11 protein-coding genes are annotated in these 13898 nt (G+C 60.7%); 6 read left to right on the forward strand and 5 right to left on the reverse strand.

Annotated features, from left to right (window positions below):
- Positions 1-185 precede the first annotated feature (185 nt).
- The 3 genes from ACR0MM_RS02005 to ACR0MM_RS02015 are packed head-to-tail and all read left to right on the forward strand — an operon-like array spanning position 186 to position 1611.
- Positions 186-872, forward strand: a complete 687-nt coding sequence (locus ACR0MM_RS02005) for a hypothetical protein (protein WP_480694137.1) — start codon at positions 186-188, stop codon at positions 870-872.
- Positions 872-1267 carry a cell division protein ZapA gene (locus ACR0MM_RS02010; protein ID WP_480694139.1) on the forward strand — a complete coding sequence of 132 codons (396 nt, stop codon included), beginning with the start codon at positions 872-874 and terminating at the stop codon, positions 1265-1267. Before ACR0MM_RS02005 ends, ACR0MM_RS02010 begins: the two co-directional genes overlap by 1 nt.
- Positions 1264-1611 (forward strand): MliC family protein, encoded by a 348-nt coding sequence (locus tag ACR0MM_RS02015; RefSeq protein ID WP_170371133.1) that lies wholly within the window; start codon positions 1264-1266, stop codon positions 1609-1611. Before ACR0MM_RS02010 ends, ACR0MM_RS02015 begins: the two co-directional genes overlap by 4 nt.
- Positions 1612-1619: 8 nt before the next feature.
- Here ACR0MM_RS02015 and grxD read toward each other — a convergent pair whose 3' ends face one another.
- The 5 genes from grxD to ACR0MM_RS02040 form a co-directional block, all read right to left on the reverse strand.
- Positions 1620-1982, reverse strand: coding sequence for a Grx4 family monothiol glutaredoxin (gene grxD / locus ACR0MM_RS02020; protein WP_480694141.1), 363 nt, complete (start codon positions 1980-1982; stop codon positions 1620-1622).
- Between the two features lie 382 nt (positions 1983-2364).
- Entirely contained in the window at positions 2365-2601 is a 237-nt protein-coding gene (locus ACR0MM_RS02025; protein ID WP_093961963.1) for a BolA/IbaG family iron-sulfur metabolism protein, read from the reverse strand.
- Between the two features lie 139 nt (positions 2602-2740).
- Complete coding sequence (gene purL / locus ACR0MM_RS02030; RefSeq protein ID WP_480694143.1) at positions 2741-4900, reverse strand: phosphoribosylformylglycinamidine synthase subunit PurL; 2160 nt, start codon at positions 4898-4900, stop codon at positions 2741-2743.
- 196 nt (positions 4901-5096) lie between these two features.
- Positions 5097-7349: a mechanosensitive ion channel family protein gene (locus ACR0MM_RS02035; RefSeq protein WP_170459236.1), complete on the reverse strand. Its 2253-nt coding sequence runs from the start codon at positions 7347-7349 to the stop codon at positions 5097-5099.
- Positions 7350-7619: 270 nt separating this feature from the next.
- On the reverse strand, positions 7620-8528 hold the full coding sequence (locus ACR0MM_RS02040) for a LysR family transcriptional regulator (RefSeq protein WP_170442633.1): 909 nt from the start codon (positions 8526-8528) through the stop codon (positions 7620-7622).
- 169 nt (positions 8529-8697) lie between these two features.
- On the opposite strand from ACR0MM_RS02040, the gene ACR0MM_RS02045 reads away from it, so the two are divergent.
- The 3 genes from ACR0MM_RS02045 to ACR0MM_RS02055 all read left to right on the forward strand — a co-directional run bounded on the left by ACR0MM_RS02045 (position 8698) and on the right by ACR0MM_RS02055 (position 13890).
- The gene (locus ACR0MM_RS02045; protein WP_480694145.1) at positions 8698-12117 is read left to right on the forward strand and encodes an indolepyruvate ferredoxin oxidoreductase family protein; all 3420 of its coding nucleotides are present in this window, start codon (positions 8698-8700) and stop codon (positions 12115-12117) included.
- A 76-nt stretch (positions 12118-12193) separates the two neighbouring features.
- A complete protein-coding gene (locus ACR0MM_RS02050; RefSeq protein ID WP_170339337.1) occupies positions 12194-13072 on the forward strand; it encodes a lysophospholipid acyltransferase family protein in 879 nt (292 codons plus the stop codon).
- Positions 13073-13080: 8 nt separating this feature from the next.
- The gene (locus ACR0MM_RS02055) at positions 13081-13890 is read left to right on the forward strand and encodes a glutamate racemase (protein WP_480694147.1); all 810 of its coding nucleotides are present in this window, start codon (positions 13081-13083) and stop codon (positions 13888-13890) included.
- The last annotated feature ends 8 nt before the right edge of the window (positions 13891-13898 follow it).

Here is a 13898-nt window from a genome sequence, read left to right on the forward strand (position 1 = left end):
CCCCCAAAGTGCAAGCGGAACCCGGCGCGGCGCATTGCCATCGCTTCAAGAGTGTTGCTCAAGCCTTTGAAAGCAAAGAGTGGGTATTTTGGGGAACATTCCGTTAGACTAAGTACCGGTACGAGCCGTATTGATTCGGCCATCGGAAAAACAGAACGAACCTTGGTAAAGAGGTGACAGGGGCAATGAGCCAGATCGAAGACTTACAGCGACGCATCATGGCCGCGATGGATCGGATTGGCACCGGGATCGAAGCGCTGCAATCGGGGGGTCCGGTCGCGGGCAGCGAAGATGGACAATTGCGCGCCGCCCTGGATGAGGAAAAGCTGGCCAATGCGCAATTGGAAGAGCGCCTGAAGTCTCTGAAAGAGCGGCATGATCAGGAAATCGACGCTTTGCGCGCCCAGTTGGGCGAGTCCAATGCCAAACTGGCCACCGTCGAGGCCGCGCGTGCCGAACTGTCCGAAGCCAAGGCCGCGCTGGAAAATCAGGACGAAGTTGCAGCGCTGAAGGCCGAGATCTCCGAATTGCGGCGGCAGCTGGAGGATTCAGAGCGTATCCCCGAATTGAATGCCGAACTGGAAATGCTGCGGGCCGAACGCGCCAGCCACGGCGCAGCCATGTCGCGGCTTGATGACGACCTGCAGCGCTTGCGCAAGGCAAATGACCAATTGCGCGAAGCGGTCGACGAGTTGCGCAAGGCTGCTGAGGGCGGCGTTCCCGATGCCGAGCTTTTGAACAAGGCAACCGTGGCCGAGTTGGAGGCCACCCGGGCCGCCCGCGCCACCGACGCGGCCGAAGCTCATGCGGTTCTGGCGCGGCTTGAGCCTTTGCTGACCCACGCCAACCTGGCCGAAGGAGAGGTAGAGTAATGCCCGAGGTTACCATTCATATTGGCGGGCGCGGATTTGAGGTTTCCTGCCAGGACGGCGAGGAACCGTTTCTGCACGCAGCCGCGAAGATGCTGGATGATGAGGCCCAGGTGATGGCCGACCAGATTGGCCGTATGCCCGAGTCGCGGATGCTGTTGATGGCGGGGCTAATGCTGGCCGACAAGGCGGCGGCCACCGAGGATCGCATCAAAACACTCGAGGTGAAGCTGGCCGAGGTTGAAGGCGAATTGGAGCGTATGCGCAGTGCGCCCGCGCCAGAACCGGAACGGATCGAAGTGGCCGTTGTTCCGCCGTCGGTTACCGACACCCTTGCAGAGATGGCGGCACGCGCCGAGGCGCTGGCCTCGGTGATCGAAGAGAAGAACGCGAGATGACACATTTGCGGAGTTTGTGCCTGGCGGCGTTGGTCGGGGCGGTCTCGGGTCCGGCATTGGCACAGATTGACATCCTATCTGTGACCTTCACCTGCGAAAATGGCGTTGAGCTGCCCGTGACATACTTCAACCCCTCCGACGGTGAAGGGGCTGCGGCGATGATCGTCGATGGTCAGTTGATTGCGTTGCGCCAAGTCCAGAGCGGCTCGGGTATCCGTTACGAGTCGGTGAACGGGCAGGGGACGTATACCCTGCGGTCGAAAGGCTGGAACGCGATGGTCAGTTTCGCGGCGGCCGGAGCCACCGACGAAACCGATATTTTGAAAGACTGTGTCAGCCGCTGAGCGGCTGATCAGGCGTTTGCCTCGCGGATTTTGTCGGCGGCTTCCTTGTTGTAGGCGACACCGTTTTCATCGAACAGCGTGTCCAGCTCTCCTGACAGGGTCATTTCCGTGATGATATCACAACCACCCACAAATTCGCCTTTGACGTAGAGTTGGGGCACAGTCGGCCAGTCCGAATAGTCCTTGATGCCCTGGCGGATTTCCTCGTCCGCCAGAACGTTCACGTCGGTGTATTCGACACCCATATAGTTCAGAACACCGGCCACCCGAGATGAAAATCCGCACTGCGGCATTTCTTTGGTGCCCTTCATGTACAGCACCACATCTTTGCTTTTGACGGTTTCGTCGATCTGGGTCTTAACGTCGGTCATTTCGCGTTTCCTTGTTTACGTTCGTCCGTCTGTCGGGCGGTCATTTCGATCGGCGGCTGCGCCACCAGTTTCTTGGTTCAGTACGCTGGTTCATCGCATGAACCTCGTCGATTACATTGACTTTTGTCACGCCGTCGGCTTCCCACGGTCTGCGTTTCAAAGCGTTTGGGTCGGGGCGCATATCCGACAATCATCTTGTTCTGTTCCGTTTCAGATAGGCTTCGAGCAGAGCCTCGGCAACTACCAGCCCGCCGACACATATCCCGATCCAAACAACCCAACCGATCATGTCACGTGACCGAATTGTCGGATGCCATCGGAATGCACAAGGCAGCGCGTGCCATCACCAGAGTGAGCATGGCACTGGCCGCCGTCAGCCTCATCACTCGGGTACTTTCGTGGTCAAAGCCAGCGCGTGCAGCTCGCCATCCGGGCCGTCCATCTTGCCTTTCAGCGCCGCATAGACCGCGCGCTGCTGCTGTACCCTGTTCTTCCCGCGAAAGCTTTCGTCCACGACCATAGCGGACATGTGTACGCCATCGGTGCCGCCGACCTGGATTTCCGCATTCGGAAAGGCTTCGCGCAGCAGATGTTCGATTTCGTGGGCGCTCATTGGCATTTAAGATACTCCTGAAGGTCTTTTCAAAGATGTAGAGCGATGCCGAAGCCCGCGCAAGGGTGCGCAGCGCCCTTGGAAAAGTCAGATCCCGCGCTGATCGAACAGCGCAGGATCCGAGTATGGTTCAGCGTCGTCGTGCTCAGGCGACGGCTTCGGCAAAACTGCTGCGATACATCGCTGAGAGTTCACTCAGAGGAGCTTCGGACGCTCCGATCCGCACGGTTTCTCCGGTAAAGCGCCCGACCGAAACCAGCGGCACGCCCGCCTGGCCCGCCGCAATCATCAGAGCTTCGGCCTGATCGAAATTGCAGGCCACCAGGTAACGGCCCTGATCCTCACCGAAAAGGAACTCGGTCGGGGCGTCATCAAGATGCACACCCACGCCCGCGGCTTCGGCCAGTTCGAAGGCTGCCAGTGCAATGCCGCCATCGCTCAGGTCAGTACAGGCCTTGATCATCTCGCGATTGGCCCGGATGAAGTCGCCGTTGCGCTTTTCCGCATCCAGATCCACATGCGGCGCGTCGCCGTCTTCGCGGTTGAAGACCTCGGCCAGCAGGGCGGATTGGCCCAGATGCCCCTTGGTTTCACCGATCACCAGCGCCACATGCCCTTCCCGAACCTCGGTGCCGATGATGTCGTCGGCGTGATCCAAAAGGCCGACCGCACCGATGCTCGGTGTGGGCAGGATCGCCTGACCGTCGGTTTCGTTGTAGAGCGACACGTTGCCCGAAACGATCGGCATGTCCAGCGCGGCCACAGCGGCTCCGATGCCTTGGATGGCACCGACGAACTGGCCCATGATCTCGGGCTTTTCGGGGTTGCCAAAATTCAGGTTGTCAGTGGTGGCCAGCGGTTTGGCACCAACGGCGGTCAGGTTGCGATAGGCTTCGGCCACGGCCTGCTTGCCGCCTTCCTCGGGGTTGGCGCGCACGTATCGCGGGGTTACGTCCGAAGTGAAGGCCAGCACCTTGTCGGTGCCATGTACGCGCACCATGCCTGCTCCAACACCGGGCGTACGCGCCGTGTCAGCCATCACCATGGTGTCGTATTGCTCATAGACCCAGTGCTTGCTTGCGTAGTTGGGCGACGAGATCAGCGCACGCAGCCCGTCGATCGGGTCGATCTGCGGTACCTCGCCCAGGTCTTCGGCCGCCGGGGTGGGGACCCAGGGGCGGTCGTATTCCGGTGCCGTTGACGCCAGTTTCGACAGCGGCAGGTCGGCCTTGATTTCGCCGTTGTGCATGATCAGGAACCGGTCTTCGGCGATGGTTTCACCGACGATGGCGAAATCTAGATCCCATTTCTCGAACACGGCGCGGGCTTCGGCCTCAAGCTCGGGCTTCAGCACCATCAGCATGCGTTCCTGGGACTCGGACAGCATCATCTCGTAGGCGGTCATGTTCTCTTCGCGCTGGGGCACGTTTTCCAGGTCCAGCCGGACACCCAACCCGCCCTTGTCGCCCATCTCAACGGCCGAGCAGGTCAGGCCCGCCGCGCCCATGTCCTGAATCGAAATCACGGCGCCGGTCTGCATCAGTTCCAGCGTCGCCTCCATCAGGCGTTTTTCGGTGAAGGGGTCACCGACCTGCACGGTTGGGCGCTTTTCCTCGATGGTGTCGTCGAATTCCGCCGAGGCCATCGTGGCGCCGCCCACGCCGTCGCGACCGGTCTTGGCACCCAGATAGACAACGGGCACGCCAACGCCCGACGCGGCCGAGTAGAAGATCTTGTCGGCATCGGCCAGCCCGGCGGCAAAGGCGTTCACGAGGCAGTTGCCATTGTAGGCCGGATGGAACCGAACTTCACCGCCCACGGTCGGCACGCCGAAACAGTTGCCGTAGCCACCGATGCCTTCGACCACGCCGTTGACCAACTGGCGGGTCTTGGGGTGGTTGGGTTCGCCGAAGGACAGCGCGTTCATTGCCGCGATGGGCCGCGCGCCCATGGTGAACACGTCGCGCAGAATGCCGCCCACGCCGGTTGCCGCCCCTTGGTAGGGTTCGATGTACGAGGGGTGGTTGTGGCTTTCCATCTTGAAGACCACGGCCTGCCCGTCGCCGATATCGACCACACCGGCGTTTTCACCCGGACCGCAGATCACCTGAGTGCCCGAGGTGGGCAGCGTGCGCAGCCATTTCTTCGAGGATTTGTAGGAACAGTGCTCGTTCCACATGGCCGAGAAAATCCCCAGCTCGGTAAAGGTCGGCTCGCGCCCGATAATCTCGAGGATCATGTCGTATTCTTCGGGTTTCAACCCGTGTGCGGCAATCAGATCCGGTGTGATGGCGGGCTCTTGCATCGTGTGTCCTGTTTCCAAGGTGGCCGGGATTGCGGGCCTTTTAGGGCAACCGGGCGATTTGGGAAAGGGTCAAGAGCGCGCAGCGAACAGGAACCCGCTATTTGCTGGCGGAATGCGGCGGCCTGCGACCGGAAAATGACGGTCGCACCACCGGAATGACGGGGACAGCAGCGCGTGCGCCGCTGTCCCGCCGCCCTTATTGAGGCGGCTCTTCCTTCTTGTTCACCGCGTCGGCCGCGGCCGCGCCGATCGCCGCTTTCTGCTGTTCGGTCAGGTTTTCGGCCTCTTCCAAACCGGGGATGGCGACGCGCACCTCACGGCGGGCAAAGTCGATCCCGTTCTCCTTGAAGGCGGCCTTGACCCGGTTGAAGATCTCCTTGCGCAGGGTGAACTGCTTGCCGGGCTTGGCCATGAACTTGCCGCGGATGATCATGCCGACATCGTCAAAGTCGAACACGCCCTGCGATTTGAAGGGCTGCAGGAAGCCATCCTTGTGGAGCGGGTCCTCCATCATCTCGGCGCCGATCTTCTTGAAGATCTTCTTGACCTTGTTCGGATCAGTGTCGAAGGGCACGGTGAATTTCAGCTTCATGATGACCCAGTCGCGACTGTAGTTGGTCAGCTTCTGGATCTCTCCGTAAGGGATGGTATGCACCGGACCGCGATGGTGGCGCAGCTGCATGGAGCGGATCGAGATCTTCTCGACCGTGCCTGTGGTGCCACCCACATCGACATATTCACCGACTCGGAAAGCATCGTCGATCAGGAAGAAAATCCCGCCCACGATGTCCGAGACCAGTTTCTGCGCACCAAAGCCGATGGCCAGACCCAGGATACCGGCACCAGCCAGAAGCGGCGTAATGTCCAAGCCCAGAGCGCCCAGCGCCAGTAGGGCAAAGATGACCGCGATGGCAACCTGAGCGGTCACGCGCAGCAACGGTAGAACCGTGGCAAGGCGCGAGCCGCCGGCACCGCCGCCTTCGCCGGCTTCCTCATCGGGGCTCTGCTCCGAAGCGGTCTGCTCTTTGGCCAACCGGCGGTTGATCCAGAGCGAGACCACCTCGTTCAGGATGTAGCCGATTGCGATGATGATGAAGAACTGAACCAGTTTGCTGCCGGTTTCCGAGTCCCCGCCCGCGATATCCTGCAGGTCCAGATTCCAGGCATCTGCAATCATCAGAATGACCAGAATGCCGGCCAGAACGCGTCCGATGCGGATGTAGCTGCGTTTGGTCGATTTGTAGGCACGTTCCGCGATCGGACCATCGCCCATCATCGGCGGCAGCAGGTGCCGGGTCAGCCCGCGGATCAGCGTGTCGAGTGCCGGTGCGATCAACAGCCAGAACATCGTGACGAAATGCGCGCCTTCGGACAGAAGGGCAAACACGGCCGGATTCCGCTGAGCGGCGAGGAACTCGACCAAAAGCCAGGTACCCGCCGACACGGCGATCGCAAAATACGGATAGTAGCGGGCGACTTCTTCGTCGAAATGGGTGCGATCCGGATCGGAACCACGCATCATGTCGGTCAGACCGTTGCGGGCCGTCCAGGCGATGACGCCGACATAGATGTGGATGGCGGTGTTCAGCCAGAAACCAAGGCGCGATTCACCCGGCATCACGCCATTCATCGCATTGAAATCAAGGATGAACAGGGTGAACCCGATCAGCAGGAACAGGCCGATCAGGTTCCGATGCAGGTATTTTGCCCATTTGTCATTCACGTTGACCAGTCGCAGGTTGCTCTGCTTCGGGGCCAGAATGAAACGGGAAATCGCTGCTCCCAGCCGGGGGAACCAGATCAGGAAGAACACGAACGGTGCGGCCTGGGCAATCTGCTGTTCGTCCAGCAATCGACGCCCGACGAAAACCAGCGTGTAATAAAAGACAAGCAGCCCCAGAAACTCGACGCAGAAGCGCTTGAACAGAAAGACTACGGCGCCTTTTAGGTTGGTCGAGGCATCCCCATCGACGACTTTGATCCAACGGCGTGTCCAAAGGCCAACTGCGGTTTCTGCGGCATACCCGATTGCAAGCGCCAGGAAGGTGAACCCGAACAGGGTTGCCAGACCGCTTGCGCCAAACTTGTTTCCGAAATTGCTGAAGGCTTCGACCTGCGCCGAAACCAGCAGCGGAACCTTGCGGATGACATCCAGCCAAGACGCAGCCATGTCGCCCGCCGAGGATGAAATCGTTTGCAGCAGCCCCTTACGGGATGTCTGCGTTTCGGCCTGTTTCGCCGCGACCGCATCAAGCCGTTCCAGCAGAATGGCCCGGACCTGATCGTCAGACATTCTCGCCACCAGATCGTCGACCTGTTCGGGGGTCAGATCTTCGGGGATGGTCACATGGCTGGCGGTGGGTTCGCTGGTGCTCTGGGCCATGCTTGGCCGGGCCAGGAACGTGACGGATACCAACGCCATCAAAAACAGGCGGAGTAGGATGGTCATAAACTTTGTCCTCGAACACGAAATATTATGGTTTTTCGCGATCATAGGCCCGTTGGCAAAATAATTCCAAACGATTTGGCACCGCGCGCCGGGGTGCAGGCCAAAAAAAAAGGCCGAGCACTAAGCTCGGCCGTAGTCCAACAGGGAGGTATGAAGATGATGAGCGTTTCAGCATCATCGCCTTCGAGTGCTCATTTAGGGATCACTCTGTGAACGATCAAGGTTTTTTGGACGCATTGAGGGCATGTCCGCTATGCTGCAAGTGCATAGCTATAGTTTTCCCAGATGTTTCAGCTGCTTGCGATGCGCAATGATTTCATCCTGAACGAAATCTCGGAACGCTGCGACACGTTTTGAGTGCCTCAGTTCTTCAGGATAGGCCAAATATACAGGCACATTCGCCGTCTCGATGTCGGACAGGATCGGGACCAGGTCAGGGAAATCCTCGGTCACGTAGTCGGGCAGGACGCCAATTCCGAGGTCATTGAGGACACCCTGCAGAACACCAAAGTAATTGTTCACCGTCAGCAGTGAGCTGGGTTCGTAGGTCATAAGGTGACTGACCATCGACGCGCCAACGCCAACCTGGGGTGCGGAAGGGGTCTGACAGATCAGGCGGTGTTTCGAAATATCCTCCAGCGTCTGGGGCGCGCCTCCGTGCGAATCCAGATAGTTCTTGGTCGCGTACAACATCATTCGAACGGTCATCAGACGCTTGCGGACAAGATCGGCCTGACTGGGTTCCTTCATCCGGATAGCGACATCCGCTTCGCGCATCGGAAGATCCAGCACGCGTTCTTCGAGCATCAGGTCAATATTCAGGTCCGGATACTGCTCATACAGCTTGGGCAGGCGCGGCGCCAGCCACAGGGTCCCGAAGCCAAAAGTCGTGGTGACCCGCAGGACTCCAAAGACCTCATCCTCGCTGTCGCGGATTCGCGCCGCAGCAGCGTCCAGACGCTTGGACATGGCCGTTGTTGCATCGAACAGAAGCTCGCCCTGTTCCGTTAGAATCAGACCGCGGGCGTGGCGATGGAACAGTGTGGCACCCAGCGATTCCTCAAGTGCGCGAACCTGACGGCTGACGGCGGATTGGGACAGATTCAGCTTGTCTCCGGCATGCGTCAGGCTGCCGGCGTCAGCTACCGCGTGAAATATTCTGAGCTTGTCCCAATTCATCGTCGCAACTTTCGTTATCCTTTGGCAGCCCTATATGAAAGAGGTAACAAATTCCATATTCAAACGGGGAAATCGTTACAGAACAGGGGGAATTTTGTATACAGGTCAGAAATTGTGACCTAAAATGACGTCAAATGCAGCACACTATTCCGACGTGGGGAGGCGTCTGATGAGTCAGCCAAAGATTTCGCTCAATGACCGTTTCGATCTGTCCAAAAGCCCGGTGCTTTTGAATGGTACGCAGGCGCTTGTTCGTCTGATGATGATGCAGAAGGCACGCGATACCGCCGCCGGTCTAAACAGTGCCGGTCTGGTCACCGGATACCGGGGGTCTCCGCTGGGTGCGGTCGATCTTCAAATGTCGCGCGCCGAAAAGCAATTGGCCGAGTGCGATGTGACCTTTCAATACGGTCTGAACGAGGACCTGGCCGCCACAGCCCTGTGGGGCAGCCAGCAAGCGGGTTTGCGCGGCGACGGCAAATATGATGGCGTGTTCGGCCTGTGGTACGGCAAGGGGCCGGGTGTGGACCGGTCCGGCGATGTGATGCGTCACGCCAACATGGCCGGAACCGCCGAGCATGGTGGCGTTCTGATGGCGATGGGCGACGACCACACGGGCGAAAGCTCGACCGTGCTGCACCAGTCGGAATGGTCGATGGTCGATATGTACATGCCCGTCGTCAGTCCGGCCGGGGTGCAGGAAATCCTTGATTATGGAATCTACGGCTTTGCGCTCAGCCGGTTTGCCGGGGTTTGGGTTGGCCTCAAGACGATGAAGGACACGATCGAGGTGACCTCGGTCGTGGATGGCCGGCCCGACCGGATGCAACTGGTGACGCCGGAATTCGACATGCCTGAGGGCGGGCTGAACATCAGGCTGGGCGACACGCCGCACCTGCAGGAGGCGCGGATCATCGACTACAAGCGGTTCGCGGCCGAAGTGTTTTCACACGCCAACCGGATGGACCGGCGGGTCTGGGGCAAACCCGGCGCAAAAATCGGCATCGCCGCGGCGGGCAAGAACTGGCTGGACCTGGTGCACGCCATGTCGCTGCTGAACATTGACGAGGCCGAGGCCGAACGGTTGGGGATCACCACCTACAAGATCGGCCAGACCTTCCCGTTGGACATGAAGGGGTTCCATGATTGGGCCGAGGGGCTGGACCTGGTCATCATCGTCGAAGAAAAGCGCAAGCTGATCGAAGTGCAGGTCAAAGAGGCGATCTTTGACGACCGTCGCGGACGTCGCGTGTACGGCTGGTACAAGGGCGGGGCAGGCACGCTGCACCGCGAAGAGCTGTTCCCGACCCGGGGTGCGCTTGATCCGATCATGATCGCCGAAAAGCTGGGCGAGATCTTCATCGAGGAAGGGCGCGAAACCGACGGGATCCGCGCAGGGCTGGCCAGCCTGCAAGAGGCGCGCCGCAACGACAACGCGCAGGAGATCGCGACGCGGCTGCCGTATTTCTGCTCGGGCTGTCCGCACAATAGCTCGACCAAAGTGCCGGAGGGCAGCCGGGCCTATGCCGGGATCGGCTGTCACTACATGGTGCAGTGGATGGATCGCGAGACAACCGGCTTTACCCAGATGGGCGGCGAAGGCGCCAACTGGATCGGTGAGGCACCGTTTTCGACCACGAAACACGTGTTCCAGAACCTGGGCGACGGTACCTACAACCACTCGGGCGTGCAGGCGATCCGGGCGGCGCTGGCGGCCGGAACCAACATCACCTTCAAGATCCTGTTCAACGACGCGGTCGCCATGACTGGAGGGCAGGAGAACGAGGGCCATCTGACCGCCGAGCGCATCGTGCGCGAGGTCAAGGCCATGGGCGTCCAGCATGTGGCCGTCGTCTATGACGAAAAGGAGGACGTGAACTTCAAGGCGCTGCCCGGCGAAGTGGAAACCCACGAACGGGCCGAGCTGATGGCGGTTCAGAACAAGTTCCGAGAGATTGAAGGCGTGTCGGTCATCGTCTACGTCCAGACCTGCGCCGCCGAGAAACGCCGCCGCCGCAAGCGCGGGACCTTCCCGGACCCGGACAAGCGGGTGTTCATCAACTCGGACATCTGCGAGGGCTGCGGCGATTGCGGGGTGCAGTCGAACTGTGTCTCGATCGTGCCCAAGGAAACCGAGCTGGGCCGCAAGCGGGCGATTGACCAGTCCAGCTGCAACAAGGATTTCTCGTGCCTCAACGGGTTCTGCCCGTCCTTCGTCACGCTGGAAGGCGCCAAGATCCGCAAGGAAGCCACCACCGAGATCGATATCCCCCATCTGCCGCAGCCGGTTCTGCCGCAGATCGAAGGCACGCACAACGTGGTCATCACGGGCGTCGGCGGCACCGGGGTCGTGACGATCGGGGCGGTTCTGGCGCAGGCCGCGCAGATCGACGGCAAGGGCGCGGGCATGATGGAAATGGCCGGGCTGGCGCAAAAAGGGGGCGCGGTGCATATCCACTGTCGCCTGGCCAACAAGCCCGAGGACATCAGCGCCATCCGCGTGGCCACCGGCGAAGCGCATGCGCTGATCGGCGGTGACCTCGTGGTGTCGGCCGGGGCCAAGACGCTGGGCCTGACGCGCACTGGTCAGACCGGCGCGGTGGTCAACAGCCACGAGATCATAACCGGCGATTTCACCCGCAACACCGAATTCCACATTCCGGTCGACCGGCTGGAATTGGCGCTGGAAGCGCGACTGAAGGACGGTCTTGCCCTGTTCGACGCGACCGAGCTGGCACGCGCGGTGATGGGCGATTCGATCTATTCCAACATGATGGTGTTCGGGGCGGCATGGCAGCGGGGACTGCTGCCGGTCAGCCACGAGGCGATCATGACCGCGATCGAGCTGAACGGCGCCGCGGTCGAGCGCAACAAGCGCGCCTTCGAGGTCGGCCGCTGGGCGGTTCTTCATCCCGAGGAAGTGGCGCGCATCGTGACCCCCACGGTAACCGAGTTGCCCAAGACGCCCGAGCAGGCCATCGCCTTCCGGGCCGATCATCTGGTGGCCTATCAGGGCAAACGTTTGTCCAAGCGCTATCTCAAGCTGGTCGAGTCGATCGAAGACCCGAAGGTCCGGGATGCCGTCGCGCGTGGGTATCACAAGCTGTTGTCCTACAAGGATGAATACGAAGTGGCCCGCCTACTGCTGGACAGCCGTGACAAGGCCGCCGCCGAATTTGACGGCGACATCAAGATGACCTTCCACCTTGCTCCGCCGATCCTGGGGGGCAAAGGGCCGGACGGGCGTCCGCGCAAACGGCAATTCGGCGAATGGCTGCTGGGGCCGATGAAGGTTCTGGCCAAGCTGAAGGGGCTACGTGGCACGCCGCTGGACATCTTCGGCTATACCGCCGAGCGCCGAATGGAACGGGCCTTGATCCGTCAGTATGAGACGGACATGAAAGAGGTCCTGCCCAAGCTGGATGACAACACCCGTGATGCGATTGTCGCGCTGGCGCGGTTGCCGCTGGACATCCGCGGTTTCGGTCCGGTATTGGCCGCCAACGAAGCCAAGGCCGCCAAGCGGCGCGAGGAACTTCTGGCCGTGATCCGGCAAGGAGGGACCGAGACGCTGGCCGCGGCCGAGTAACGTCATATCGGTGTCATGGAGGCGCGGTAGGGTTCCCGTCCGCGCCGTCCGATGACGGCCACGCCGGAGACCCGTGATGAAATCACGTCGCCAAGTCGCTCGGGACATTTCCTACGCCCATTCTGCTGAAACGCGGGGTGGGCGCATGGTCATCAAACTGATGGAGAACACGACCGGTCGGCTGCGTCTGATCCGGCGCGCGGATGGTTACGAGCGCGAGGTCGCCAATGGCCGTGATTTCTGGTCGGTCATGGTCGAACGCTACGGGCTGAGCCTGAACGTGGTGGGCGGGGCGCTGTCAAACATCCCCAAGGACGGCCCGCTGATCCTGATCGCCAACCACCCCTACGGGATTCTTGATGGGTTGATGATGGGGCATGTGCTGTCCCAGACCCGCGGAGATTTCCGGATTCTGGCCAATCATGTGTTCCACAAGGCCGAGGATCTGAACCGTATCATCCTGCCGATCTCCTTCGATCAGACCAAAGAGGCGATGCGGCTGAACCTGCAGACCCGAAAAACCGCCCTGGATTATCTGGGTCAGGGTGGGGCAATCGGGATTTTTCCCGGTGGCACGGTCAGCACGGCGGCCCGACCGTTCGCGCACCCGATGGACCCGGGCTGGCGCGGATTCACCGCTCGGATGGTAGCCAAGTCAAAAGCGACCGTGGTGCCTTTGTTTTTCGATGGTCACACCTCGCGCCTGTTCCAGATTGCCAGCCATCTGCATGTGACGCTGCGCATGGGTTTGCTGATCAAAGAGTTCAAAAAGCGCGTCGATACCCCGGTTGATGTGGTCGTGGGGCAGCCCATCGGCCGCGACGTTCTGGACCCATTGGCCGGCGATACGCGCAAGATGATGGATTTCTTGCGCAAAGCCACGTATGAGCTGTCTCCGAAGCCGCTGAAGTCGTATGACTATGGCTATGAATTCGAGGAACGGCATCGCGCCTGAAGGGGCAAATGGCAGTAGGCATCTTTGATTCCGGATTGGGCGGGCTGACCGTCCTGAACGCCGCGCAGACACGTCTGCCGGAGGTGGATTTCCTGTATTACGCGGACAGCGCGCACGCGCCGTATGGCGTGCGCGACGCTGAGGATATCTACAACCTGACCCGAAACGCGGTGCAGGACCTGTGGTCGCGCGGCTGCGATCTGGTGATTCTGGCCTGCAACACGGCCAGCGCTGCGGCGCTGCGACGGATGCAGGAAGAGGGCGTGCCGCAGGGCAAGCGCGTGCTGGGTGTGTTCGTCCCGCTGATCGAGGCACTGACCGAGCGCCAGTGGGGCGACAACAGCCCCCCGCGCGAAGTGGCGGTCAAGCATGTGGCCCTGTTTGCCACGCCGGCAACCGTGGCCAGCCGTGCGTTCCAGCGTGAACTGGCGTTCCGCGCCATCGGCGTCGATGTTGAGGCGCAGGCCTGCGGTGGCGTGGTCGATGCCATCGAGGACGGTGACATGATCCTGGCCGAAGCCCTTGTGCGGAGCCATGTGGACGCGTTGAAGCGCAAGATGCCGCAACCGCAGGCTGCGATCTTGGGCTGCACCCATTACCCCTTGATGGCCGAAGCCTTTCAGGCAGCGTTGGGACCGGACGTGCAGGTGTTCAGCCAGGGCGACCTCGTGGCCGAAAGCCTTGCGGATTATCTCCAGCGGCATCCGGATATGCTGGGCGGGGGTGAGGCGGGTTACCTGACCACAGGCAATCCGCTGAAGGTCAGTGACCGAGCAACGCAATTTCTCCGACGACAGATCACCTTCAAGGCCGCCTGACTTAGGTC

The organism is Ruegeria sp. BC6 (assembly GCF_056539185.1).